The sequence below is a fragment of the Flavobacterium sp. 120 genome, from assembly GCF_003633605.1.
In the GTDB taxonomy this organism is placed as follows: Bacteria; Bacteroidota; Bacteroidia; order Flavobacteriales; family Flavobacteriaceae; genus Flavobacterium; species Flavobacterium algoritolerans.
The window spans coordinates 2,136,516-2,162,432 of record NZ_RBKZ01000001.1 but is presented as its reverse complement, the minus strand read 5'-3'; the positions used below and the strand labels follow the sequence as shown (position 1 = coordinate 2,162,432).

Sequence of the window (25,917 nt, the reverse complement as noted above, 5' to 3'; positions counted from 1 at the left end):
TAAGGAAAATCAATTGGTCTGTTTTCTTAATTTCTTAATGGTGCAAAAACTTTTATTTATTTTTCCGCCTTGCTTTTTTTGCCTCACTTTTGCGAAATAATTCACTGAATTTATTGTAATCCATAGTGATGATAAAAGCAATTCCAGTCTCTACAACTTCCCCTTGAAGCGCCACTTGGTATTTATTAATTCGGTACGCTCGTATTTTATATCTACCGTCTTTTGAAAGTTGATAATCAATCGATACATCGCCTGCAATATTATTGGCATTTTGATTTACTTGTTGCGGACCTTCAATTCCAAAACTGCTTCCTACCGTAACTTTCAATCGGTCATTCAATAATTTCTTGGAAATTCCTACGCTCAAATCGGTTTTGTTTTCTCGTTGACCGGTTGTATAATCATCAGAAGTATTTAAATCGAAATTAAGTTCTACACCTTCAATCAAATCCCCCGCCAAATTATTAAGTTGTTGTGACAAAATTTTACTGGCACTTTCTCTTGCTAGTGACGAAACGCTCGTGCCTCCGGTTTCACTGGCAAAAGGGTTTTCTCCAATAAAACGATTCAGCAGTAGTAAGGCAAAAACCTGTTTGTTTAATTCATCCGGTTGCTGACGCAGTTGCGTCAATTTAGCTTGTGTCGCATTGATAATTTCTGTTGAAACGCTATTGTTTCCATCGGGTAGAATGATGTCAAAAGAAATATTTGGCTTCATCAATTCACCATTCATTTTTAGTTCTGTTTCAAAAGGAATTTTTTGTTTGTAGGTGTTTCTCACTTCGGCAGTAACATCTCCTAATTGATCATTTATCAAATCAATTGGAGCAGCTTCAGTTTTATAAACCGCAGTGATATTGATGTCAGCCGTTGTAGGTTCACCAGTCCACAGGATATAACTTCCTTTTTTGATATCAAATTTTCTTTTGATGGCGTTAAAATTCATTTCATAACTACCTTCAGATAATTCATATCTTCCTGTCAAAGTTGTTTTTCCGGATGGATCAATTCCGCCGTTCAATTGCGCTTCTCCTTTTAATTTTAGGAAATCCCCGTTTGCTTTATCAATAACCAACGATAATTCAGCATCTTTATCAATCTCAATATTTACCGAAGCGTTGATTCCTTTTATGTCCATTTCACTGTCCAATTCATCCATAACAATGGTCTCGACTAATTTTGGATTGTCTTGGTCAATGAATTCTACAATTCCTTCTCTGTCGTCAATTGACGGATCTGATTGTGGTAGAACAATAGTAAATTTAGTGTCTTTGTTAATTTTGATGTTTCCTTCAACAACAGGATTGTCTAAATTTCCAGATAGTTGCAAATGATTGTCTAAGTACAATTCACCATAATACATATCATTGTCTTTTGCTTTAGAATTGACGGCTTTGAAATTATCAGCATCGATGGCTAAGTCAAAACCAAAATTGCTGAAATTTTCACTGTCAATCTTTCCGTTGATGGCTAAATCATTGTTCTTTTCATCCTTGATTATAAAATTGTCAAAAAGAATAGCATTAGGTGTAAAAACAATTTTATCGTTTAAAGATTTGAATTTTGAATTAAGCTGCTTCACTTTGAAACCAATTTCATTGAACTGTAATTCGCCAACTACTTTGGGTTGGGTAGTATTTCCTGTTATTTTAAAATTCCCTGTCAAGAATCCCGTGCTTTCAGTAATATTATCCAAAGTGAAACCCTGAATACTTTTTAAATTCAATTTGTCAATATCGAGATTCATGTCAAAACTGCTGTCACTCGTTTTGTAATTTCCTTCTAAATTGACTTGATTTCCCTGACCTGTAATGGCAATTGCAGCGTCATATTGGTTAGCAATCGCATTATTCACTTTGATACTGATGTTTCCAATTGTATCTTTTTTGAAAGTAAAATTTTCAATGTTTAAGTCTGAAGTAAAAAGAGGAGTAGTACTTATATTTTTAATCAATGCGTTTCCATTGATTTTACCGCTCATTTGCAAATCATCTTTTTCAACGATACTGGTAATGGTTTTTATGTCAAAATCTTTGAAATCAATTGCGATTGGGGCATTTGCTTGCTGCGACTGTGATTGCATCAGGATTTTGCTTCCATCTTTACTCAATTCGAAATTATCGGCATAGATTCCTTTTTTGCCAAAGCGAATTAAATTGTCTTGCGTTATTTTCCAAGATTCATAGTTCAGCAATAAATTATTTGGATCAAGATTGATGTCATTATTGCCGTTCGCAGCTTTTAATGTACCTGCAATTAAGTATCTTTCTTTGTCTTTAGAATCTTTTAATTGCACCGTATAATCCACAATATTGTTTTGCACTTTGCCTGAAATACTGGTGTGTGGCAATTGAATTTGTTTGTTTTGAATGTCGTCCACAATAAAGCTGTAAACAAGCGAATTGTCTTTGGTATCTACTTTAAGGACAGCATTTGTAATGGTGTTTTCGCCATAAATTAATTTCGGAATTGTACCATTCAAAACAATAGAGTCGTTGACAGAGTTGTATCTTCCTTGTATATTAATAGATTCCAGACTTTTCAATTCAGGAATTAGTTTTAATAGAATTGGACTGTCTTTTACGCCAATTTTAAAAACAAATTCTTGTTTTTCCACAGCTGTTTTTCTGGAACTTGGTTTGCTGTCATAATACTTTGCAATAGAATTTGATAAAGCAGTCCCTATTTTTGACAACTTGTATTTTCCGTTGGCGTCCACATCCAAAAACGGTGATTTCAATACGAATGTATTTTTCTCTGAGGTAGATGTTGCCACTGCGCTAATGGAATCAATTACAAATTCTTCTTTGGCATTGACTATGGTAATGTTGTGCGCATGTACCGTTCCGTTGAGGTAATCAAGATTCACCGATTGAATATCAGCATCTACAACGCCTCTTATTTTTAATGGGCCAGCGTGTAGATTCAGTTTTTCCAAATCAGCGATATCCACATTCAGTTTTAGTTTTCCGGTAGGATATTTGTCTTTAAAACTTCCGCTGCTTACCAAATCAAAAGTTAGATTAGGATCTTTTGCGAAAGCAGTTGCATTGAAATTTCCGTTGCGAATATTTCCTTTTACAGCTACATTTTGGTACGTATATTTATTATAATACGCTTTTAGAACAGTTCCGTTTAAAGATGCAGTTGCCGTTTTTGGATCAAATCCTGTTCCTTTTATATTGGCTTTTAAAGTTACTTTTCCAATGGAGTCGTTTTTGATAAATTTCCCTAAATCAAAATTAGTAAGTTCGGTTTGGGCATCGTATTTCTCGTAATTTTTTCTGCTTTGGTCAAATGTAGCTTTGATTTTTGCATTTCCAAAACTACTTACGATATTCATATTGGTATTGAAATTAGCAATGGTTCCCTTAAAAATTCCTTTGGCGCTGAATTTTGCCGGCAACTGAATCGAATTTGGAATGGTTCCTTTTGGCAAAAAGCCAACAAAATCTTTCGAACCGGATTGCAAGTCTTTAATATTCAAATCAAAATAGGCTTTGTTTACATCTGGTAAGCCTATGATTCTCCCGCTTGCCGCAACTTTAGTAGTTCCAATGCCACTGATTTCTATACTTGGAAATTCAATGTTTTTTAGTTTTCCTTTTACAGTTCCATTGATAAGCAATATTGCATTGGGATTGCTCATAAATGGATTCGTATTATTCAAAGTTGGAGCAAAAAGTAAAATATCTTTAATCCCCAACTTGCTCTTTTTTAAATTGGCAATAAGACCTAATTCTCCCGGATTTTTAGCTAAAGATTCAATGGAAGGATAGCCAATTCTAATTTCATCTTTCAGTTCCGTTTGCGGAGTTTTTAAATATAATTTTTTAAGGAAAGCATTCTTTTTGCCATAGAAAAATTCCGCATTAAAGGATTGAATATTTAAACCGCTTTTGTCTTTAACGGTTAATGAATTGGCAAGTCCGGAAATATTTTCGGAATTGTAATTCAGTTCATCTACCTGTAAGTTTAGATTGTTAAGATTCAAATGGTTGTAATCAATTCCTTTTTGAACTGGAGTCTCATTATTATTGTCGTAACGGAAACTTACCCGTTTGAATTCCGTTTTCTTTATTTTGACGTCCCAATTGTTAGATTCGGTATTTGTAGCTTCGCTTTTAGGTTTGATTACATCTAATCTATCAAAAGCCAAAGCGCCTTCTACGCCAGTTAAATCAAGACTTTCTATAATTGCGAATTGATTGTTAAGGTCAATTTTGTCAATTTTAGCAAGTAGCTTTTTCAAATAAAAATTTGTGGATAACTTGGTTTCCTCGCTTTCATAATCGAAATCAATTTTTGCTAAATCAATTTCGCCTAATTTTAATTTTAAGATGGATTCCGATTCGTTTTTTATTGCTGCTGCTTTGGTCGCATTGGATATTTGAACCAAACCTTGCTTTAATTTAAATTGTAATCCATTGATTTTTGCTTTCGGAATTTCAAAGTTCATTTCGTTCAAATCGAAAGTTTTAATTCTCGTTTCAAAATGCTTTAGATTAGCGTAAAGATCATTTTTTGTGACGGCATCAGTATATTTAAACTTGATGCGGTCGAGCTTAATTTCTTCTACAGAAAACTGCATGGGTGGCGAATCACTCTTTTGTTTCTCTGGCGAAGCAAATGCTTTTATGATGTAATCAAAATTAAAAACAGCTTTGGAATCTCTATTTAAATGTGCCGAAATCCCCACTAATTCTAAGGAATTGATTTCGACTTTATTGTTTATCAATTGAAACAGACTGATATCAGCAGCTAACTTTTCTCCCGCAAAAAGAGTGTCTTTTTTTTGGTCTTCAAAATAAACACCTTTAAGAATTACTTTTTTGGGGAATTCAACTTCAAGACTATCAACCCTAACTTTGGTTTTGATTTTTCCTTCGAGGTAGGTTACTGCTTTATCTTTAGCATAATTCTGAACTGAAGGAATTTGAATAGCAACAAAAAGAATTAAGAACAACAGGATTATAATTCCTATTATCCAAAGGAAAATTTTTAAACTTTTCTTTACGTATGTTTTCAAATGAGGTGTATTTTTTGGTTAAAATTAACCAATTTAAATAAGAATTGCAATCTTGTCTGCAAATGGGATTACGTACAAAGATTAAAAAATGAAAACGAAATACATTATAAAATTCAAAAATAATGTTGCAAAATTACTACAATGCATCACAAGCTAATCATGCGTTTTTTATGTTTTATATATTGGAATTTCATTAAAATTTTGAGCTTGTTTTTCATCTAATAAAATGTCTTTTACAGCCATTAACATTGCCTTGTTTGAGGTAAAAAGTTCTCTGTTGAAGTTTATTACGGTTGTAATGTCAATATCTTCAATAGGTGCAAGTTGCGCCTCAGTATAAAACGTGTTGAGTGCTGAGGTGTAATTTTTTTGAATGGTGTCAAATTGAGTTTTCAGTTCTTCAAAACCCGACTTTTTATCCGTATTCAAAAATGTATTTAATTTCATGTAGAGTTCTTGAGTTTCTTTTTTATGATGCAGGAAAAATTGATATTTAATCTCTTTTGACGAACGGCTGAGATTCGTAATGTTGCTTCCAATATCCTTTATACTTTTTACCGCATGCATGGAACTTCGCACTGCCGAAATCAATTGGTTCAATTCTGAATTTTCATCACTATTTAATTTGGCTCTTAATTTCAAATAGAAAGCCTGTAACTCGCCTTGCAACTGTTTTAGGAATTCATATTTTTCTTCAGTAGTTTTTGAATCAAAATTTCTTTTATCATTAATTTCCGTGTAATTAATTTCTTGGTCAAGTTCATGGGTTTGGATTTTAAATAATTCCAAATTGAAAAGCATCGAGTTATGGATGAAATATCGAGTCTCTCTTCGGAATAAATCCAAAGCGGTTTCAGGCTCTGCAATTGATGCATGGCTTATAAATGCTGCTGTAGAACCATCGGTATTTTTGAAAAAACGTTCCAAAAATGAGGTAAATAAATCCAAAACAGGAAGAAATAATACAATAGCCAACAGATTTATTAAACTCGAAAAAGTAACCAACCCAATGAGTGGATCTTTGATTTTTATAATATCGGTTATCAGTAAAAGAATAGGTCTTAGCAATATAAAAGCAATGGCAGTAATGAAAATATTAAATAATAAATTACCCAATGCCACTCGTTTTTTGGAAGCATTTCCGCCAATAGCGCTCAATACTATTTTAATGATGGTGCCCGTTTCACTACCCAGAACGATTGCCGCTGCCATGGGAAACCCTATTGCTCCTGCGTTAAGTGCGCTCAATGTAAGCGCCATAGTTACGGAGCTAGATTGAACAACCAGCGTAATCAAAAAACCAATTATCAAAAAAATTACTAATGGCTTCGAGGCATATTGTGAAAAATCAAAATAGTGAACCTGCGTTTCCATAGCCGTTTTCATGAACGAAAGCCCGATAAACATTAAACCAAATCCCAGAAGAAAATAGGAAACATATTTTATGGTTTTACGATTTCCAAGGAGGATTAGGAGAAAACCTCCTAAACAAACTGCCGGATAAGCAATCACTTCTATATTGGTTTTAAAACCTAGTGTTGCCACCAGCCAACTGGCAAGTGTTGTACCCAGATTTGCTCCCAGAATAATGGCCATAGCATTTTTCATGGTGAAAACTCCGGCGCCCACAAATGCCAAAACCATCAACGAAACCATAGAACTGCTCTGTAGAATACCAGTTACTATTGTTCCGCCTGCCACCGCACCAATGTTGTTTTTTGTGATTCGCTGCAGAAACAGTTTGAAATTTCTTCCGGAAAGATTTTTTAAGGATTCCTCCACAAGATACATGGCGAAAAGGAACAGTCCCACGCCGGCGGAAAGTTTTAATATTATATTGAGGGTTTCCATAGTTAAAAATAGAACTAAAGATACTTAAAATTAATGATTTAATCTTTTCTTAATGAGGTATTTGTGCTTGTTTTGGTTCGAAAAAAAGTAAAAATTTTAGGTTTTAAATAAAAAAACTACAACTTTTTAAGGGTTGTAGTTTAGGATTAAAATTATGATTTGTTAAACTAATAATCGGAATAATCAGTTGGGTATAAAAAAGTAATGTCTATATGGGAAATATTGTTTTTGTATTTTTCCATAGCTATTAATCCTTTCCATTCCGGCGAATCTACAAAGGCTTTCCAATGCGAATCTCTACTTTCCTGATCTGCAAAAGTGGTCATGTACATTAAGTTTGGCATTTTGGCTCCCGAAATAACTTCGCCATAAAAAACAGCATTAAAGGCAAGGCGGTCAAAGAGTTTTACTTCACCACCAGCATTAAACATATCGACTTTGTTTTTATAAATCGCCTCGGTTGCTGATTCGTAGCTTCTCAATTCATACACTCGATTTGCTCTTGGACTGTTCAAAACGGGAGTTGACAAAATAGGATGATCTGAAAAAGCTTTCAATAAAATAGATTCGATACGCAAATATGGCGCTTGTTTATAGGAAGCTTTTAAATAAGCTGCTCCTGCAGCCAAATAGGTTTTGTCTTTAGCCAGTTTATCTTCCAATCCCAGAAATTGAGTCATGGATGAAAATGGAATCACCAGCATTACTTTTTTTATCGTGTCGGTAGCATTTGGTCTTGGTTTGAACACACCAATATTTTTAATTCCAAGTTTTTTCAAACCCGGAAGAAATGCTTCTTTCAAATACTTTTCAGTGGTTTCAACTTGTTGTTCCGTTTTGAAAATATAGGTTTTTATTTGGTAGAATTCTCTTGATGGCGCTGCGTTTTTAGAATCAGACGTTATTGTTTTAAAGCTGGTAATGGCTAAGGCGATAACCACTAGGAATAGTAATTTTCCTGTTTTCATATTTTATTTGATTTATATTTAATTCTGGTTTAGTTAAAAATTATAGCAATATATTTTTAGCTTACAGCAAATGCCACTGCAGCTGCCGAATGAATTATGGCGGTGTCGAAAATAGGAACGGCAATATCCTCTTGTTGAATTAATAATGGAATTTCAGTGCAACCCAGAATAATTCCTTCAGCACCATTTTCTATTAATTTATTGATGATACTGATGTAACGCTGTTTCGTATCGGGGTTAATGATTCCTTTTCCCAGTTCGTGGTAAATAGTATCTTGAATAAAATCTCTGTCTTCCGACTCCGGTATACACGTTTCAATGTTTTCATTGCTGAGTTTAGAGGTAAAAAAATCCAGTTCCATTGTGAATTTAGTTCCCAAAAGCCCTACTTTGGATAGATTCAATTTTTTTATTTCTTTAGTAGTTTCGGTTGCAATATGAATTACGGGTATCTTCATTTTTTCCTCAATTCTATCAGCTAAAAGATGCATTGTATTCGCGCATAAAACAATAGCTTCAGCACCACTTTGTTGTAGGTTTTCACAGGCTTCTGAGAGCATAATAAATGTTGAGTCCCAATCATTGTTGTTATTGTTTCTTATAATATCTGCATAATTGAAAGAATGGATTATGCATTTGGCAAAATTGATGCCTCCCAGTTTCTCGTTTACTCCTTCATTAATAAGTTTATAATAATCAGCAGTAGAAACCCAGCTAATCCCACCAATAAGTCCCAATGTTTTCATCTTTTTTTATTTTTGGATGTCGATTTAGAATCCTTTTTTCAAAACCGATCGTAATTTTTGTTGTGTTTATAAAAGTATAAAAAAAGTATCACTTTTTTGGAATTGCATAAATAGATTCTATCCGATTTAAGAATTTGATAAAAGGGGAAATCAGCCAATAATAAATCTAATAATTTCATTTAGTGCTAATTGTAAAACTATATATTTACAAAATGAGATTTAAAGTATACAGTGAATTATCATACGAAGTTTTTTCTCCAACTACCTTTATTTTTAATATTCAGGCAGCTAAATCTTCGAACCAAAAAATCATTTCAGAAACACTTATTGTTACTCCTTCCATAAAATTTGAAGAATTTACTTTGAAAAATTCGGGTACTCGGTTTGTAAAAATGGAAGTGGAGCAAGGCGTATTTTTTACTGTAATTTACGAAGCAGAGGTAGAGGTCAGTTATTCCGTTTATGATGAAAAAGTGCTTTTGCAATCGATACCAATTATAAATCTGGATCACGAAGTATTGCCTTTCATTTCTCCAAGCAGGCATTGTGAATCGGATAAATTATTGGAATTTGCCACGAATGAATTTGGATATTTGCCCAATGAATATGCTAAAGCAAAAGCCATAAACGAATGGATTTTCAATACTGTCGAATACAAAACCGGCGTTACTAATTCCAGTACTTCAGCCTGCGATACATTACTCAATAAAGTGGGTGTTTGTAAAGACTTTGCTCATTTAGGGATTGCATTATGCAGAGCGTTAGACATACCGGCACGCTATTTTACAGGCTATGCGTATAATCTTAATCCACCGGATTTCCATGCTTGTTTTGAAGCGTATATTGGTGGACAATGGCTGTTTTTTGATCCCACTAAATTAGCTGTTGCTAATGGATTAGTAAAAATAGCGAATGGTAAAGATGCATCAGAAGTGGCTGTGGCAAGTTATTTCGGGGATGTTACTTGTACGTTCATGAAAATTGAATGCCATCCTGTTGTATCCGATTTTATACTTTTCAATTCTGAACTTGATACCAAAGCGATTTCTTATGAATGAAATTAAGAATTTTTTAATCTAAAATTTTTCTGACGGTGATTCGGTTGTCGTCTCCCATTTTCCAGATTTCTCCAAACAAAGTAACCTTTTCTCCCGTTTTAAATGCACGGTATTTTTCGGGACTTCCAAGATTTGGAATACTGATTACAGCAAAATAAATTACGCCTTCAGTTGTTTTTATTTTGGCAGTATAGCCATCTTTTCCTTTCTCGACAGATTGAACTATTCCGGTAATTTTAGCTTCTGCAATGTTCTTCTTTTTTAGTTCTAATATTTCTCTGACAGTAATTTGTTTTTCTTTTCCCATTTTCCAAACTTCTCCTTTCACGGTTATTGTATCTCCAGTTTCCGCCTGTTTGAATAATTGAGGATTGCTCAAATTGGGAATACTAATTGTTCCAAAATAAATGCGTCCTTTTCCATTTTCAATTGTCGCGGTATAGCCATCTTTCCCTTGTTGAATAGCCGAAACTTTCCCACTAACGGTAGCTGTTTTTCCTGATGAGCAAGATATGAAGCTTAATATAATCAGACTTAAAATACTGTTTTTTAGTATGGAATTTTTCATGTTTTTTATTTTCGTGCTATGTAATAATCGCTAAATGTATCATTCCTTTTTACAAATACAATGCGTTATCAATAATACATTTTTTAGGTTTAATTGAAGGAGCTTCTAAATTCTAAAGGCGAAACATTGGTTTTACTTTTGAATAATTTGCTAAAAGACTGTGGGTATTCAAAGCCCAATTGGTAGGCTATTTCACTAACGGATAAAGAAGTTGTGGTCAAAATTTCTTTGGCTTTTTCAATTAACTTATCGTGAATGTGCTGCTGCGTACTTTGTCCGGTGAGTGATCGGAGCATATCACTTAAATAATTTGGCGAGACATTCAATTGCTCTGAAATGTATAGAACAGTTGGAAGACCAAGTTCTTGAACTTTGTTGCCATTAAAATAATCCAAAAGCAATTTTTCTAAATTACTCAACAAATCATTACTGGCATTTTTACGGGTAATAAACTGTCTGTTATAAAATCGATTGGAATAATTGAGCAATAATTCAATGTGTGAGAGTATAACATCCTGACTAAAACCGTCTATTACAGAACAATATTCGGCATCAATATTTTGCATAATGTCCGTAATCATTGCTTCTTCTTTATCCGAAAGATGTAATGCTTCATTTACAGCATAGGAGAAAAATCCATAGTCTTTGATGCTTTTTGCCAAAGCGTAATTTTGGATAAAATCAGGGTGAACAACTAACCATATTCCCGAAAGCGCTATATCTTCATCGACAACAGTTGAGATTACCTGACCCGGTGAAAAAAAAGTCATTATACCTTCGTCAAAATCATAATAGTTTTGTCCATATTTCAATTTACCTTTAAAATCCTTTTTGGTACAAATCGAATAAAAATTATAAACGAAACTTTTTATGCTTTCATCAAAATTACATTTTATTTCATTCAGATTAATGACACTAACCAAAGGGTGTTTTGGTTTAGGTAATTGCAATAAACGATGCAACTCAGAAATGGAATTGATACTATACGGGAAATTGGTCTCTTTTTTCATGATGCGAATTATAAATTCAGTAGGAAAAGTGAATAGTAAAGATAGCTTTTCCTACTGAATAATGTTGTTTTATTGATCGATAGCCCCCATATTGGCAGCATCATAACGAGCACCTGTGATAGTTCCTAAAGGGATAATGGTTTCTAAACGGTTTAGGTCTTCAATGCTTAATTTAATTTCGGCAGCAGCATTATTTTCTTCGATATATTTCACTCTTTTTGTTCCCGGAATTGGTAAAATACCTTTTGAAACAATCCATGCAATGGCTAATTGTGAAGGTGTTATTTCTTTTTCGGTAGCCAATGTCTTTATTTCATTTACCAAGGCAATATTTTTGTAAAATTGTTCGCCTTGAAAACGGGGTAAACTTTTTCTAAAGTCAGTATCAGGAAAATCATCAGGGCTTTTGATATCGCCAGAAATAAATCCTCGACCTAATGGGGAGTAAGCCACAAACCCGATTCCAAGATCTTGAAGTGTTTTTAAAATTCCTGTTTCTTCTACGCCACGTTCAAACAAAGAATATTCTGTTTGCACCGCAGTCAAAGGGTGAATAGTATGGGCTTTTTTTATGGTCTGCGATGAAACTTCTGAAAGTCCGATGTGACCAATTTTTCCTTCTTTTACCAATTCAGCCATTGCCGCGACAGTTTCTTCAATAGGCGTGTTTGGGTCTAAACGATGCAGGTAATACAAGTCAATATAATCAGTTCCCAAGTTTTTAAGCGAACGCTCCACTGCTTTTTTTACATAATCCTTTGTACCGTTGAATTGCCAAGTCAGTTGTTCTTTGTCATCAATTTCATAACCAAATTTTGTGGCAATGGTATATTGATTTCTGTTTCCTTTAATGGCTTTGGCGACAAGCCTTTCATTTAGTAAAGGGCCGTATAAATCGGCAGTGTCCAGGAAGTTGTATCCTAGTTCCAATGAACGGTGGATAGTAGCGATAGATTCGGTTTGATCAGCTTTTCCATAAACATCCATTCCTGCAATTTGGGTCATTCCCATACAACCCAATCCTACTTTTGGAACAAAAAGTCCTTGACTTCCCAGTTCGATTTTTTTATTAGTATTCATACTTTTTTATTTAATTGTGGATTTAAATTAACAATGCAAATGTCCGTACGATACTAAATTTAAAAGTAACCCAATCTCTTATAGTTGTATCCAAAATGAGGTAAGTTGATTTTAAAAACGAAATCAGTCGCAAAACAAACCTTATTTAAATGAGATTGTGGATGAGTTATATATTGAAGTTAAGTTTCATTTATTCATTAAATAGGATGTTAAATGTTTTATTTTCTCGCTTTGCATATGGAAAACATCGCAAAATACAGCGTCCAGTAAATCGCCATTTTTCATTTTAGATTGGACCGCACCTTCTACGATTACAATATTATTTTCTTCGATCATTCTAATAATTTGAATGGTTGGACTACCAATAAAATTGTCATTTTCTATCTCCTTATCAAATGCTTCTTTCCCAGATAAACGAAACATTCCGGGTACTTCCCAGGTAACATCTTCAGTTAAGCAGGATAAAATTTTTTCATGGTCACTAGCCATAAAGGCTTCCATATATTTTTGTACAGTTTGCTTATTTTTTGTCATGGTTTCCAGCGTAATTTAAAGGATTGTCTTTTATTTAAAGATTTACAAAATCGTCACTTTTAGGGAAAATACTCAAGGCTTCAATCGCAATTTCAGGAGTAGGAGAGGCCAGTTTTCGTAGTTTGGTATCCATCCAAGCACCATCAACGGTTATGGTTGCGCAAAGTTTGTTGTCTTCATTCAAAAACTCATGCACAATAGACCAACGAGAAGCATCTGCATTTACTTTTGAGGTTTTGGTATGCATGAAAATTTTGTCCGAAATTTTTATTTCTTTTCTAAAAACACATTCTTCCCTAAAAAGAATAGGTCCAAAACTTTGTGCTTGCATCACCTTCATCGTTAATCCAAGGCTTTCCAGAATTTCGATACGGTGCTGTGCGCCAAAGTCATAATAAGCACTATGTCGGACATGAAAATTAGGGTCAAGATCAGACCAACGGAAGGATAATTCTTTGCTAAATGAAGTCATTGTTGTTTTATTTTTAAAATTAATTTAGGGGCACTTTCAGGATTGTATTTCAATGAAAGTAGGTAGGTTTTAGAAAATCGAAAATACAAATAAAAACGGAATTTGATTACGGTAAACATTGCTTTTTAAGGCTTTTTTATGATAAGCAAGTAAATGTAAAAGGACTATTTGGAGATTATTTTATCTCAAAAAATATTGTGGCGTGTCTTTTGTATAACAAAAAAGGATTGTCTAATTCCGGATAACAGAAATAACCATGTGTATGAAAAAAATAATTGTATTGTTGTTGCTAACGAGTGGTTTGTATGCTCAAGAACAAGTGTTTAACGTGCAGCGGTATTGCATAGATGAGCAGCCTTTTAAGCAAGGCGAATGTAATATTACTGGAAATGAATACTCTTTTGTGTTCTTAGACACTCAAAAGCGCGATGTAGTTTTCTTCCTCACGGCTACGAAAATGAAATATAAAATTGTTGACTCCGGTATTTTACCTCAGGATAAGAATTACACGTTTTATACTTTAGAAAATGAAAATGAACAAGTAGAAATGAGAGTAAACCAGCAGCATACAAAAATTGAATTTCTGTATCCTGATAATCACATTTATTTGACGGTAGGAAAATCTACTAAGGCAGTAAATTAATGGATTGTGTACAAATGTAACTTGCGGCAAACTTTTGTTTCCTGCTTTTTTTAACTGGACTGAAATTCGTGCAATTCTTTGACAAATTGTTCCCGTTGATACCAATCATTATAAACTAAGTGGTATTTTTCAACTTTGAATTTTCCGAAATCAAAATTTCGATACTTTTCTAAAATTGCAATCAACTTTTCTGTATGACTTATTTCTTTTCGAAATCGTGCTACAGTTGCGTGAGCCGTATTAATGGAATAGCGTTTGTCAATACTTTCCTGTAATCCAGAATTCGTGAAATTTGTTCTTAAGTTGTTTCTCAAATCATCCAAGGAATTAGAATTGGTAAAACCCTGAAGCATTATAGCCGATGGGGAAGCAGTGACGCCTTGAAAATTAATTGCTATATCCTGTATTCCAACAAGACTTTTTTCTATAATTGCAATATAATCGGGAATCAAAATTGTTGCTAAATCAAAACCATCGTAACAAGAAATAATTGATAATACGGTGATGTGAATATCCGAACTGGGATAATAATATTGATCCGGATCGATTTGCTTTAGTTCGTCTAAAAAGTCCTGTATGTTTTTTTTGGTTTGACTGTCAGGTCGAATTAATAAAGTAATGCCAAATCTACGGTCTGAAAGCGAATCGATTTGATTGTCAATTTGATAGGTGTTCGTTACAATCTTTTCAATAGATTCGTTGTATAGCGCAGTATAATGCTGTTTTAAATCCATTTGTTAGCTTGTTTTTATGTTATCATGTCCCAAAGCAAGTCAAAAGTGTTATTGATAACAGTGTCTTGTTCGGGTTTTGAAAAGTCTTTAGCAACTAAATATTGATTGACGCTGAAAGTGTGTCCACAGATTAATGTAAAAATGAGTTCAACATCCATCAGCTTTATGATTTTGTCCTTTACTCCATTTTCTAAAATAACCATAATTGGTTTAATGTATTTCTGAGTTTCGTCTTCTGCAATTTGTTTCAGGTAAGGCGAAGAGTTGAATTGTTCCATGAAACGGAACTCCGTCTTGTGTTTTTGTGCCCAATGAAGTGTTGCCGAATAATAAATTTTCAAGATTCCCTGCAACGATTTTTCGTCTTTAATTATTTCCGAAATGTGTTCATTCAGTCGGCTTTTGATGTCAATATATAAGGCTTTGACTAATTCGTCCTTTGTTGGGAAAAAGTAAAACAAAGTGCCACTGGCAATGCCTGCTTCTTTTGCAATTTTACTCGTGGGTGTATCGTGAAAGCCAAACTCAACAAATAGTTTGAGCGCCGCTGCCAGTAATTTTTCTCTCTTGTCCATTATTCAGATTTTATTTTTGCAAAGGGTAAATCGCAATATTCATTACTAATTGATGGGGTTATTTTACACCTTTCCACCATTGGGAAAATTGTTGTGTGGTATCTTTTAAATTTACCTGTTCACCAATCATTGGTGTGATGAGGTTTAGGTTTTCTTGTTTGTTATTTTCGGTTATCAATTCCAAAGGTTCATACCAAGGATGATTCCCGAGCGCAAATTTTGAAGAATGGACGGGGAAAATTCGTTTGGCATTTAAGTCTTTTGCTGCTTGCAAAATTTCATCTGGCATCAGGTGAATGTATTTCCAACTCTTGTCGTACTGTCCGTTTTCTAAAATGGCTAAATCAAATTCACCAAACGTTTTCCCTATTTCAGCAAAATGTTTGTCGTAGCCACTATCACCACCAAGAAAAATTTGCATGGTTGGCGTTTGTAAAACATACGAGGTCCAAAGCGCCTTGTTTCTAGTTAGTCCACGACCCGAAAAATGTCTTGAAGGAACCGTATGTGCCGTAAAACCTTCGTCCAAAACTATTTTCTCGTTCCAGTCTTTTTCAATGATTTTAGTGGTGTCAAAGCCCCAATACTCAAAGTGTTCGCCGGTGCCAAGACCGCAGATAATTTTTTTGATTTTGGGCTTTAGTTTTAAAATGGTTTTGTAATCCAAATGATCCCAATGGTCGTGCGAAATAAAAAGGTAGTCAATTTCGGGAATATCATCCGTTGTGTAACGATCCGTTCCTTTGAAGGCTTTTGTTGAAAATGAAAACGGAGAAGCAACGCCACTTAAAACGGGATCAACTAAAATTCGTTTTCCGTCAATTTGAATGTAGTAGGAGGAATGCCCAAACCAAACCAAAATATTTTCGTTCAGGTCTACATTCAAAAGGTCTGTTTTTTTGGTTGGAATTTCGTCAACTGGTGTAACATTTTTATGCTGCCCGAAAAAGAACTCTTTACCAACGGTATAATAGCTTGCTCCTTCCGTCAGGTCAGGTGTGATGCTTTGGTTTTGAAAAGAACCGTTTTTATAATTCGGAGATTGTTTAATTTTTTCCAATCTTTTGCCTGCAGGCAGTTTACCAAATTTTACTTGTTTTAAATAGGATAATGCACTCATTACGAATAAAGGAATTAAATAAACATACATCTATTACTGACTAATCAGTCAGTAAATGTAAATCTATTTTTTCAATTGGCAATAGTTTTATATTGTTTGCTCACTTTTGTGAGCATAGTTTGCAAATCTGCGGGTATATCTGCTTGATTGGTGCTGTTTTTATTATTGGTTATTTATAATTTTTGCAATTCCAATTACTATAATTAGTATTCCAACAGAAATTCCTTGCCATCGTTTCAAATGTTTGGAAAAATACTTTGATGTTTCATATTGCGTAATAAAATCTTTACGCATATAGATTAAAGTTGCCAAGCCTAATACAATTAATACAATTCCCCAAATCATATGCTTACTGATTTAAATGAACGTTTTATTATTATCCGCACGGTCATGCTTGCAATGAAACATGATACGTGCGGTTTTTTTAATACGTCTAGTGTTTTAAGACTTTGATATTTCTTCCAATACTTTTTTCCCGTTTTCATTGTTTGGATCCAGTTCTACGGATTTTTTATAATTTAGTATCGCAAGCTTTTTATCTCCGTTTTTCAAATAGGCTTCTCCTAAACTGTCATAGGCATTTCCTGACTTCGGAAACGCTTCTACATTTAGTTTGAAAACTTCTATTGCTTCTTTTACTTTTCCGGTTTGTAATAATTGATATCCTGCGCTATTCATTTCATTTTCATTGATAGCATAGGTATTTGAATTTTTATTTTCTTTAAAATAAGTTAATCCAGATGCAATTCCTTTTTCCAGAATAACATCTACGAAAGCAGTAGCCAATGATTTTTTAGGTAAACTGTACGGTTTATTGTAAAGGATATTTCTAATCGCTTTATTCATCTCGTTTAAGTTGGTACCGCCCGTATTATTTAATAAAACCACCAGATTTTTGTCAGACGGAATACGGGAAAGCAAGGTGTTGAATCCATTTATTCCACCGCCATGCTCAATAACCATAATACTTTCATTCTTTTCTCCATTGAAAGCCTTATTGATGAACCATCCGTAACCATAATGTCCCGGTCCTGCAGAGATATAGGAAGTAAATAAAAGTTCTTTATTTTTTTTCGAAAGTAACAGTTCTGTGTAAAGTGCCTGATCCCATAAATACAAATCATCTACAGTGGAATACAAAGAACCGGCAGCGTAAGGAATAGATAAATCAAGATAACTGGCATTGCTGAAGTTTTTACCGTTTTTCTCATAACCTGAAGCTCTGTTTTTCAGAATTGTTTCATGATGATCGAATCCAGTATTATTCATTTTTAGTGGGTTAAGAATATTGTCTTGTAAAAACTGCTCATAGGTTTTACCGGAAGCTTTCTCTATGATGTAACCCAATAAAAAATAACCGGAATTGCTGTACGCAAATTTTTCGCCTGGTGTAAACTCGAGTGGTAGGTCAGCGAATTTTTTCACAAATGCTTCCGGGCTGTACGGATTGATACTTAAATCTTTCACAAAATTAGGAAACGAAGTATAATTTGGAATTCCAGCGGTATGCGTCAGTAAATGATGAATGGTGATTTTATCGCCCAATGCTTTAGGATAATCAGGAAGATAGGTTGAGATAGGAGCATCCAACTTTAATTTCCCTTGCTCAACTAATTGCAGAATCAACATGGCGGTAAATTGTTTGGTAACAGAACCCAATCGGTGTTTGGTATCCGGTTGGTTCGGAATATTCCATTCCATGTTTGCCATTCCAAATCCCTTTTTATAAATGACTTTCCCTGCGTCAGCGACAAGGATAGAACCATTGAATTGTCCGTATTCTGAATACAGGTTCATTAACTTATCGATTTGTTCTGTTTTGGTTTGCCCAAAGGAAACCGGTATTGTAATTAGCTGGATGAATAGACCAATTAGGATTGTCTTTACTGCAAAATGCTTAGAACGTTGTTTCATGATGATTGTTGGTTTTAGTGATTGATGTTATTTTTGTTCATTTTTATCTGTTGTTGCAAATTTTGTTTGTCCGTTACAAGCTAGTGTTTATATTCCGAATAATTAATAAATGTTTTTCCATCGTAAAGGTAGAGACCTGTTTCTCTCGTACCTACCCAAAGATTTCCTGTTTTATCTTCCAAAATTGCCCAAATCCCCTGATTGATTAGTCCATCTTTTGTTGTAAAACAAGTGAAAGAATTTCCATCGTAACGGCAAATGCCACCACCGCCACCAAACCAAATATTTCCGTTTTTGTCTTCTATAATTCGCATAACCGAATCACTTAGCAAGCCATTGCTTTTTGTAAAACTTGTAAATGATTTTCCATCATAACGGTAAGCACCGCTCCAATTGCTGAACCAAATATTTCCGTTCTTGTCTTGCAATGCGGGCCAAGCCCAATTGTCGCCATTTGGTTTAAGATTGGTTATAGATTTTCCATCGTAACGAAATACACCCTTATTACCTCGTCCACCAAACCAAATGTTACCTGCTTTATCTTCTAAAATATATTCAGCATTATTGTTACTGCTCATATAGCCAACTCCGCCCTCATCAATTATAAACGGAGTAAAAGATTTACCATCGTAGATGTACACACCATCAATTGTTGCGAACCATAGTTTTCCGTTTCTGTCCTGCATGATACTGAATACCTCCTGCGTTTTTTTATACTTATTGGGAGGCAGGTTTTTTCGTAAAGAAATCTGGATTTTAGTAAATGTTTTACCATCGTAAAGAGAAATTCCCGCTGGAGTACCTATCCAAATTTTACCATCTTTATCTTCCAAAATGGCATTAATATTATTACTGTTTAGACCATCGGTTATTAAAAATTGGGTAAAGGATTTTCCGTCATATTTATAAAGACCATTTTCTGTGGTGCCAAACCAAAGGTTACCGGCTTTGTCCTGCAGCGCAGATTGTACATTGCCATATTTAGGCGAGCCTATGGTTTTTATAAGTTTAGGATGTGCAACAGATAGTATGTTTGATTCACTTCCCTTTTCCTTTGGTACGTCTTTTTTAGCGGGTCCATTGCAGGCAGTGCCAAAAAGTAATAGTATCAGAAAATTAAAAACTCGGGCTTGTGAGAAATATTTTTTCATTGTTCAAATTGGTATTGAAGTTTTTTATCTATTTGTTGGTTTGGGTGTCGCTCTGCAATGACCGCTAACGTTCTGGCGCTTGGCGAGATAGGGGATTAAATTAAGATTTATTTTCGGTGTATATCTAATTTTCCAAGTACAAAACCAACTTTCCATTAAGCCAAATGCCCAAATCCGTTGTAGTAGCTGTTAGGTGCTGGGCTTCTGCGGGACGACATTATACGCTTTTAGTTCATCACTTTTAATAGCGTAAATATCTCTGTCGGTCATATACTTAGATAAGCTGAAAGGCTCAATATGACACTTATTTAAATGAGTTATGAGTTGATTAAACATCGTGGCCAAACAAACGACCCCAGGTTTTTTTACTTCTATTAATGAGGTAAGTGGAGAGTCCTCATCTTCAATTTGAGTAACAATTCTACCATCTTCAATTTTTGCGTACAGGTAAAAACCCCAATTTAATACATAGATATCATTTGGCATATAAAGATTCTCATCATCAATAGCTAAGTTTTCAATTCTATCCTCATCAATCGCAAAAATGAATGAAAATAAAGGATTCTTGTATTTCCTATTATTTTTCATTGCCATAAGATCAAGGAAAGAAGTCTTGCCTTTAATTCCTCCAAATGCAGTATTCTCTACCAGATGCCTGTCCATATCAACTTTCAGGTATTTTATCTTTTTCCCAAAATCGACCATGTCATTCTTTCGGAGTGTTTTTTTAATTTCACCAACTGCTAACACAGATTCAATTGGATAAAAAACTGTATCGTTTTTAGATTCGAAAAATTTTGGAGTACTTAATCGGTCGAAAATGATAATGTCAAATTGGTTGCTTACTTTTCCTTCTGAATTCACAATGTGACCTTGCTTAACTAAGTATCTCTCAGGAAGAAAAAGGCTAATCTTTTCTCTAATTAAACTTTCCACTTCATCACCTGATGACTTAATATTTCCAGCTCCATGTATTGATGTTGCTTTACGTTTTGCTTCGTTTATTTCTGAAATAATATTATTAATTATTTCATGGAATTTAAGTTCTTTCTTCATAACGAAAAGTTTGTTGAATTACGGTTAGCCTTGCACATAACTTGTATATACCCGCTACAAACTAGCGCATATCCACCCAAAATCAGGTTGCTTTGCGCTACAAATAGCATTTTATCGTTCTGCTAATGTAGTTTATTTATTACGAATTAATGGTATTGAAATTGGTAAAGTAATCGAATAGAAACAATTGAAGTTAGGAATCAGATTTCCTAGCCCCGATAGTAGCGGCATCCTTTATGTTCTTTCTTTAAGATCATAAAGATACAGCGAATAGCGGGAGGTAGCTCCAGATTCCGACTTCCGCCAGAATGACAAACCCTCTGAAATGTCATCTTGTCAGATTTTTTTACGCCAATTTTAACATAAACTGACAATTTAATAGTTGGTTTTGTATTGGCACAAAGATTGACTTATCGACTTCGAGTCATTAAAACAAGTATACAATAAAATTAAATATATTAAAAATGGGTAAAATAATCGGAATTGATTTAGGTACGACCAACTCTTGTGTTTCTGTAATGGAAGGTAATGAAGCAGTTGTTATTCCTAATGCAGAAGGAAAAAGAACAACACCATCTATCATCGCTTTTGTTGAAGGTGGAGAAATTAAAGTAGGAGATCCTGCTAAAAGACAAGCGGTAACTAATCCAACTAAGACTATTGCTTCTATCAAACGTTTTATGGGTCACTCTTTTTCAGAAATTACAGCTGAAGCAAAAAGAGTTTCTTATTCAGTAGTAAAAGGGGACAACAATACGCCACGTGTGGATATTGATGGTCGTTTATACACTGCTCAAGAATTGTCAGCTATGACACTTCAAAAAATGAAAAAAACAGCTGAAGACTATTTAGGTCAAACTGTTACTGAAGCAGTTATCACTGTTCCAGCTTACTTTAATGATGCACAACGTCAAGCTACAAAAGAAGCGGGTGAAATTGCAGGTCTTAAAGTAATGCGTATTATCAACGAACCAACTGCAGCTGCACTTGCTTACGGTTTAGATAAAAAAGGTAAAGATCAAAAAATTGCTGTTTACGATTTAGGTGGAGGTACATTTGATATTTCTGTTCTTGAATTAGGAGACGGAGTTTTCGAAGTATTGTCTACTAACGGAGATACTCACTTAGGTGGAGATGATTTTGACCACGAAATTATTGACTGGTTAGCTGACGAATTTAAAGCTGAAGAAGGTATTGACTTACGTCTTGATCCAATGTCATTGCAACGTTTGAAAGAAGCTGCTGAGAAAGCAAAAATTGAATTGTCTTCTTCTGCTGAAACTGAAATCAACTTGCCATACGTAACTGCTACGGCTTCAGGACCAAAACACTTAGTTAAAAAATTAACTAGAGCTCAATTTGAAAAATTAACTGACGCTTTAGTAAAACGTTCTATGGCACCAGTTGCTAAAGCGTTGAAAGATGCAGGTTTATCTGTTTCTGATATTGACGAAGTTATCTTAGTAGGTGGTTCTACTCGTATGCCAAGAATTGCTGAAGAAGTTGAAAAATTCTTTGGTAAAAAAGCTTCTAAAGGAGTTAACCCTGATGAGGTTGTTGCAATTGGAGCAGCTATTCAAGGTGGAGTTCTTTCTGGAGATGTAAAAGATGTATTGTTACTTGACGTTACACCTTTATCTTTAGGTATTGAAACTATGGGTGGTGTTTTGACTAAATTAATTGAGTCTAACACAACTATTCCAACTAAAAAATCTCAAGTTTTCTCTACAGCTGCAGATTCTCAACCAACAGTTGAAATCCACGTTTTACAAGGAGACAGAGCTATGGCAGTTGACAACAAAACTATCGGTCGTTTCCATTTAGATGGTATTCCACCAGCTCCAAGAGGTGTTCCACAAATTGAAGTAACTTTTGATATTGATGCTAATGGTATCATCAAAGTTTCTGCAACTGACAAAGGAACTGGAAAATCTCACGATATTCGTATCGAAGCTTCTTCTGGATTAACAGCTGAAGAAATCGAAAGAATGAAAAAAGATGCAGAAGCTAATGCTGATTCTGACAAACTTTTAAGAGAAAGAGCAGAAAAATTGAACGAAGCTGACGGAATGATCTTCCAAACTGAAACTCAATTGAAAGAATTAGGTTCTAAATTATCTGATGAAAACAAAGTTGCTGTAGAATATGCATTAACTGAATTGAGAATGGCACACCAATCTCAAGACATTCCTGCAATTCAAACTGCTCTTGACAACATCAACGCTGCTTGGAAAAAAGCAACTGAAGCGATGTATGCTCAAGGAGAACAAGGTCAAGGTGAAGCACAACCTCAAGGGGATGCTGCTCAAGGAGACAATGTTGAAGACGTTGAATTCGAAGAAGTAAAATAATAATTTCCCGTAGAGATGTACTGCGGTGCATCTCTACTATTGATTTAGAAAACCGTTCGCCATTGGTGAACGGTTTTTTTTATGGGTTAAATAAAAAACCCGACCTGTTTTAGAAACGGGTCGGGTTTTATTATTCTATTATTATTTATGTAGAGACGCATTGTAGAGACGCACTGCAGTGCGTCTCTACCGTGTGTATTTTTCAATGTGCATTTATACAATGCGTCTCTACAGTATAATAACACCAAATACAGCATAAAAAAAAGGGAAAATGTTGTTGAACATTTTCCCTTTTTTAATTCATTATTTAGGATCTAAAGCTTGTCCTATTCTAGAAATTAAATCTTGTAAGTGATATCTACTCATTCGATCAGTCATTCTTGATGAGGCTAACTTCATCTCGTTTTTCAAACTATTCAATTGACCTCTTGCAATAGAAGGTAAATCAGTTTGAGCAAGATTTACTCTTCTTGTCGTGAAACCGTAAGTAACACCTACAGGAACTGATCTAACCATGGCTGTACCTGGTTTAAGTAATTCGATCATTTTGTCAACATACAATTTTTGAATGTTTCTGCGATACACATCAATGGAACCGCTTCCTTTCAATTCAGAGAAGATTCCATTTTTTAAGTCGCTTACTAATTCATCAGCGGTATAGTTGTTTTTACTCATAGAAGAAGTTTCTATAAGGCGAACAATTCTATCTCCAGCCAATAAACTTGATAAGGTAGCATCTTGCATTCCTTTGATTGCTTCAACACCGCTTTCTGGGTTTATTTTCGAAAGGATGTTTTGATCCAATAACCATTTTGGTGTGGTGAACAATTGAGTGTTCAAGAATAATACAGCATCTTTTTGGATAGCTCTTGGAACTACTTCAAATTGATTTCCTGTCATGTCATACGTTTTTGGAGAATCATAGATTCCACCTACGTTTTTAGTAACATGGCCCATATATCTTCTGAATTGTCCAGTAAGTGCACCGTAAAGTTCGTCTAGTTCAGCATAGCTTTCCCCGTTTTCTTTAGTCCACTCTAATAAATTAGGCAAAATTCTTTTTAGGTTTTTGATTCCGTACTCAGAAGCTCTCATTGCATTATCTCCAATATCCTCTGTTTGGTATCTTGGGTCATAAGGACTGCTTTCAGTACCAAACCATAAACGGTTATTTTTGTAAGCTTCCTTAGTCATTTCATTCAACTTCGCTTTTTCCTCAGTTTCAGTTTTAGCTCCGTCAAAATAAGAATACCCCCATTTAATAGCCCATTTGTCATAATCTCCAATTCTAGGGAATAAGGCAGTAACACCATCTTCTGGTTGTGCCACATAATTAAAACGTGCATAATCCATGATAGAAGAAGTATGTCCGTTTTTATCTTGGTACGCTTTATCTCTTAGTTTTTCAACCGGAGTGGCAGAGCTTGCTCCCATGTTATGACGTAATCCTAAAGTGTGTCCTACTTCATGAGAAGAAACGAAACGGATTAATTCTCCCATTAATTTATCATCAAACTTTTTTGTTCTTGCTGCAGGATCTACAGCCGCAGTTTGAATCAAGTACCAGTTTCTTAAAAGACTCATGATATTATGGTACCAACCAATGTGGCTTTCCAAAATTTCACCGCTTCTAGGATCATGTACATTTGGTCCGTATGCATTTTGAATTTCAGCAGCAAAATATCTCAATACTGAAAAACGGGCATCTTCCAAACTCATTGTAGGATCATTTTCTGGCCAATATTCGCCACGAATAGCATTTTTCCATCCTGCAGCTTCAAATGCTACTTGCCAATCATCAATACCTTGTTTAATGAATTTTTTCCATTTGTCAGGTGTAGCTGGATCAATGTAGTATACAATTGGTTTTAGTGGCTCAATTAATTCCCCTTTTTTTTGCTTTGCAGCATCTTCGGCAGATTTTGGCTCTAAGCGCCATCTTACAGCAAAAGTTTTAGTGTCTGATTTTTGAGATTCTTCTTCAAAAACTCCGTATTCGTTTGCAAAATATCCTACACGTGCGTCAAATTCTCTTTTGCGCATAGGTGTTTTTGGCAATAAAATCATCGAAGTATTCATCTCTACAGTTACTACTCCTGCATCTAAAGCAGAAGGTAAATTAACTCCAATTTGTGGTGTTGGAGTAATTGAAATACGCGGTGGAGTAGTTGTAAATGTTTTTACAGTTCTAATCTCAGTATTTATTGGATAACTGCTTATTTTTGAGATGAATGATTTATCCTTTTGAAAAGCTACAATGTTTAACAATTGTTTTTTAATTGGATCTAATGAAAAAGTCTGAATATCACCATCGAAAGTGCTCGTTAAATCGATCACATATCCAGCATTATTTTTACCGGTTGAATCTTTTTTGAATGCCAAGATATCATAGTTTCCAATAATTGGATCCGAAGTTGAATTCTTAACCGCTTGAGCCATTGGTTTGTCACCGTCCGGAGACATGATAACGTAAGTAACTGATCTAAGAAGGATGTTGTTGTTCAGCCCTTTTTCCCAACGAACGACTTGTCTGTTGATTTCTTCTCCTCCAAAAATTCCTCCTCCGGCTGGAGTTTTAGAATATCTGGTAATTGTCATTATTTCACTTCCTAAAAGGGAGTCTGGAATTTCAAAAAGATATTTGTCATTAATTTTATGAATGTCAATTAATCCTTTTTGTGTTACTGCGGTTGAGTCAATAACTTTTTTGTACGGTTTAGGTTCTTTCTTACCGTCTTTAGATTCGGGTGCTTTTGCTTCTACTTTAGCAGGGGCATTTTTGTCTGCTCTTTTCTTTTTTTTACTTTGTGCAAATGTGCCTTGCGCAAAACAAAATAACAGACATGTAATAATTAGGGTTAGTTTTTTTTTCACCATTTAGTTAATGTATTAATAAAGTTTATAATTGGTTATGGTCTATAAGTCGTATTTTATTGTGTTTTGTTACGACTAAAGTTCAAATTTATTGATATATTTTTTATAAAAAGACCATTTTGAGGTGCGATTTTAAATAATTAACAATAATTAACAATCGTTTATTAATTGCTTTTTCCATGT

General features: G+C 34.5%; 20 protein-coding genes. 3 read left to right on the top strand and 17 right to left on the bottom strand.

The genetic code is table 11. The features are described from left to right. Positions 1 to 52: 52 nt before the first annotated feature. The 4 genes from C8C87_RS09255 to C8C87_RS09240 all read right to left on the bottom strand — a co-directional run bounded on the left by C8C87_RS09255 (position 53) and on the right by C8C87_RS09240 (position 8,594). The gene (locus C8C87_RS09255; RefSeq protein WP_121342403.1) at positions 53 to 5,029 is read right to left on the bottom strand and encodes a translocation/assembly module TamB domain-containing protein; all 4,977 of its coding nucleotides are present in this window, start codon (positions 5,027 to 5,029) and stop codon (positions 53 to 55) included. 168 nt (positions 5,030 to 5,197) lie between these two features. Next, entirely contained in the window at positions 5,198 to 6,880 is a 1,683-nt protein-coding gene (locus tag C8C87_RS09250) for a Na/Pi cotransporter family protein (protein WP_121342402.1), read from the bottom strand. Positions 6,881 to 7,047: 167 nt separating this feature from the next. Then, positions 7,048 to 7,848: an NIPSNAP family protein gene (locus C8C87_RS09245; protein ID WP_121342401.1), complete on the bottom strand. Its 801-nt coding sequence runs from the start codon at positions 7,846 to 7,848 to the stop codon at positions 7,048 to 7,050. 56 nt (positions 7,849 to 7,904) lie between these two features. Continuing rightward, positions 7,905 to 8,594 carry an aspartate/glutamate racemase family protein gene (locus tag C8C87_RS09240; RefSeq protein WP_121342400.1) on the bottom strand — a complete coding sequence of 230 codons (690 nt, stop codon included), beginning with the start codon at positions 8,592 to 8,594 and terminating at the stop codon, positions 7,905 to 7,907. 212 nt (positions 8,595 to 8,806) lie between these two features. Here C8C87_RS09240 and C8C87_RS09235 point away from each other — a divergent pair, with 212 nt between their 5' ends. After that, entirely contained in the window at positions 8,807 to 9,652 is an 846-nt protein-coding gene (locus tag C8C87_RS09235) for a transglutaminase family protein (protein ID WP_121342399.1), read from the top strand. 13 nt (positions 9,653 to 9,665) lie between these two features. Here C8C87_RS09235 and C8C87_RS09230 read toward each other — a convergent pair whose 3' ends face one another. From C8C87_RS09230 to C8C87_RS09210, 5 genes are all read right to left on the bottom strand, one after another. Next, complete coding sequence (locus tag C8C87_RS09230; protein ID WP_121342398.1) at positions 9,666 to 10,220, bottom strand: OB-fold nucleic acid binding domain-containing protein; 555 nt, start codon at positions 10,218 to 10,220, stop codon at positions 9,666 to 9,668. An 89-nt stretch (positions 10,221 to 10,309) separates the two neighbouring features. Further along, positions 10,310 to 11,230, bottom strand: a complete 921-nt coding sequence (locus tag C8C87_RS09225) for an AraC family transcriptional regulator (RefSeq protein ID WP_121342397.1) — start codon at positions 11,228 to 11,230, stop codon at positions 10,310 to 10,312. A gap of 69 nt (positions 11,231 to 11,299) precedes the next feature. Next, positions 11,300 to 12,310 carry an aldo/keto reductase gene (locus C8C87_RS09220; protein WP_121342396.1) on the bottom strand — a complete coding sequence of 337 codons (1,011 nt, stop codon included), beginning with the start codon at positions 12,308 to 12,310 and terminating at the stop codon, positions 11,300 to 11,302. 186 nt (positions 12,311 to 12,496) lie between these two features. Further along, complete coding sequence (locus C8C87_RS09215; RefSeq protein ID WP_039110543.1) at positions 12,497 to 12,844, bottom strand: nuclear transport factor 2 family protein; 348 nt, start codon at positions 12,842 to 12,844, stop codon at positions 12,497 to 12,499. Positions 12,845 to 12,878: 34 nt separating this feature from the next. Continuing rightward, entirely contained in the window at positions 12,879 to 13,316 is a 438-nt protein-coding gene (locus C8C87_RS09210; RefSeq protein WP_121342395.1) for a thioesterase family protein, read from the bottom strand. Between the two features lie 262 nt (positions 13,317 to 13,578). On the opposite strand from C8C87_RS09210, the gene C8C87_RS09205 reads away from it, so the two are divergent. Then, the gene (locus C8C87_RS09205; protein WP_121342394.1) at positions 13,579 to 13,959 is read left to right on the top strand and encodes a hypothetical protein; all 381 of its coding nucleotides are present in this window, start codon (positions 13,579 to 13,581) and stop codon (positions 13,957 to 13,959) included. 50 nt (positions 13,960 to 14,009) lie between these two features. On the opposite strand, the gene C8C87_RS09200 is transcribed toward C8C87_RS09205, so the two are convergent. The 7 genes from C8C87_RS09200 to C8C87_RS09170 form a co-directional block, all read right to left on the bottom strand. Then, positions 14,010 to 14,693: a 2'-5' RNA ligase family protein gene (locus tag C8C87_RS09200; RefSeq protein ID WP_121342393.1), complete on the bottom strand. Its 684-nt coding sequence runs from the start codon at positions 14,691 to 14,693 to the stop codon at positions 14,010 to 14,012. Between the two features lie 14 nt (positions 14,694 to 14,707). Continuing rightward, the gene (locus tag C8C87_RS09195) at positions 14,708 to 15,268 is read right to left on the bottom strand and encodes a TetR/AcrR family transcriptional regulator (RefSeq protein ID WP_121342392.1); all 561 of its coding nucleotides are present in this window, start codon (positions 15,266 to 15,268) and stop codon (positions 14,708 to 14,710) included. 58 nt (positions 15,269 to 15,326) lie between these two features. Next, positions 15,327 to 16,388 carry an MBL fold metallo-hydrolase gene (locus C8C87_RS09190; RefSeq protein ID WP_233550022.1) on the bottom strand — a complete coding sequence of 354 codons (1,062 nt, stop codon included), beginning with the start codon at positions 16,386 to 16,388 and terminating at the stop codon, positions 15,327 to 15,329. Between the two features lie 162 nt (positions 16,389 to 16,550). Beyond that, the gene (locus C8C87_RS09185) at positions 16,551 to 16,733 is read right to left on the bottom strand and encodes a hypothetical protein (RefSeq protein ID WP_121342390.1); all 183 of its coding nucleotides are present in this window, start codon (positions 16,731 to 16,733) and stop codon (positions 16,551 to 16,553) included. Between the two features lie 96 nt (positions 16,734 to 16,829). Continuing rightward, the gene (locus C8C87_RS09180) at positions 16,830 to 18,302 is read right to left on the bottom strand and encodes a serine hydrolase (RefSeq protein ID WP_121342389.1); all 1,473 of its coding nucleotides are present in this window, start codon (positions 18,300 to 18,302) and stop codon (positions 16,830 to 16,832) included. Positions 18,303 to 18,382: 80 nt separating this feature from the next. After that, a complete protein-coding gene (locus C8C87_RS09175) occupies positions 18,383 to 19,453 on the bottom strand; it encodes a two-component regulator propeller domain-containing protein (RefSeq protein ID WP_121342388.1) in 1,071 nt (356 codons plus the stop codon). 189 nt (positions 19,454 to 19,642) lie between these two features. Then, complete coding sequence (locus C8C87_RS09170) at positions 19,643 to 20,509, bottom strand: DUF6602 domain-containing protein (protein WP_121342387.1); 867 nt, start codon at positions 20,507 to 20,509, stop codon at positions 19,643 to 19,645. A 464-nt stretch (positions 20,510 to 20,973) separates the two neighbouring features. Between C8C87_RS09170 and dnaK the strand changes: the two genes are divergently transcribed. Then, a complete protein-coding gene (dnaK, locus tag C8C87_RS09165) occupies positions 20,974 to 22,860 on the top strand; it encodes a molecular chaperone DnaK (protein ID WP_099715044.1) in 1,887 nt (628 codons plus the stop codon). A 303-nt stretch (positions 22,861 to 23,163) separates the two neighbouring features. Here the strand turns inward: dnaK and C8C87_RS09160 are convergent, their stop codons facing one another. Then, complete coding sequence (locus tag C8C87_RS09160) at positions 23,164 to 25,737, bottom strand: zinc-dependent metalloprotease (protein ID WP_099715045.1); 2,574 nt, start codon at positions 25,735 to 25,737, stop codon at positions 23,164 to 23,166. Positions 25,738 to 25,917: the final 180 nt, after the last annotated feature.

Coding starts and splice junctions, on each gene's coding strand:
- C8C87_RS09160 (WP_099715045.1), bottom strand. CDS start 25,737: ATGGTGAAAAAAAAACTAACCCTAATTATTACATGTCTGTTATTTTGT.
- C8C87_RS09175 (WP_121342388.1), bottom strand. CDS start 19,453: ATGAAAAAATATTTCTCACAAGCCCGAGTTTTTAATTTTCTGATACTA.
- C8C87_RS09230 (WP_121342398.1), bottom strand. CDS start 10,220: ATGAAAAATTCCATACTAAAAAACAGTATTTTAAGTCTGATTATATTA.
- C8C87_RS09170 (WP_121342387.1), bottom strand. CDS start 20,509: ATGAAGAAAGAACTTAAATTCCATGAAATAATTAATAATATTATTTCA.
- C8C87_RS09250 (WP_121342402.1), bottom strand. CDS start 6,880: ATGGAAACCCTCAATATAATATTAAAACTTTCCGCCGGCGTGGGACTG.
- C8C87_RS09240 (WP_121342400.1), bottom strand. CDS start 8,594: ATGAAAACATTGGGACTTATTGGTGGGATTAGCTGGGTTTCTACTGCT.
- C8C87_RS09185 (WP_121342390.1), bottom strand. CDS start 16,733: ATGATTTGGGGAATTGTATTAATTGTATTAGGCTTGGCAACTTTAATC.
- C8C87_RS09205 (WP_121342394.1), top strand. CDS start 13,579: ATGAAAAAAATAATTGTATTGTTGTTGCTAACGAGTGGTTTGTATGCT.
- C8C87_RS09190 (WP_233550022.1), bottom strand. CDS start 16,388: ATGAGTGCATTATCCTATTTAAAACAAGTAAAATTTGGTAAACTGCCT.
- C8C87_RS09235 (WP_121342399.1), top strand. CDS start 8,807: ATGAGATTTAAAGTATACAGTGAATTATCATACGAAGTTTTTTCTCCA.
- C8C87_RS09210 (WP_121342395.1), bottom strand. CDS start 13,316: ATGACTTCATTTAGCAAAGAATTATCCTTCCGTTGGTCTGATCTTGAC.
- dnaK (WP_099715044.1), top strand. CDS start 20,974: ATGGGTAAAATAATCGGAATTGATTTAGGTACGACCAACTCTTGTGTT.
- C8C87_RS09195 (WP_121342392.1), bottom strand. CDS start 15,268: ATGGACAAGAGAGAAAAATTACTGGCAGCGGCGCTCAAACTATTTGTT.
- C8C87_RS09245 (WP_121342401.1), bottom strand. CDS start 7,848: ATGAAAACAGGAAAATTACTATTCCTAGTGGTTATCGCCTTAGCCATT.
- C8C87_RS09215 (WP_039110543.1), bottom strand. CDS start 12,844: ATGACAAAAAATAAGCAAACTGTACAAAAATATATGGAAGCCTTTATG.
- C8C87_RS09180 (WP_121342389.1), bottom strand. CDS start 18,302: ATGAAACAACGTTCTAAGCATTTTGCAGTAAAGACAATCCTAATTGGT.
- C8C87_RS09200 (WP_121342393.1), bottom strand. CDS start 14,693: ATGGATTTAAAACAGCATTATACTGCGCTATACAACGAATCTATTGAA.
- C8C87_RS09225 (WP_121342397.1), bottom strand. CDS start 11,230: ATGAAAAAAGAGACCAATTTCCCGTATAGTATCAATTCCATTTCTGAG.
- C8C87_RS09220 (WP_121342396.1), bottom strand. CDS start 12,310: ATGAATACTAATAAAAAAATCGAACTGGGAAGTCAAGGACTTTTTGTT.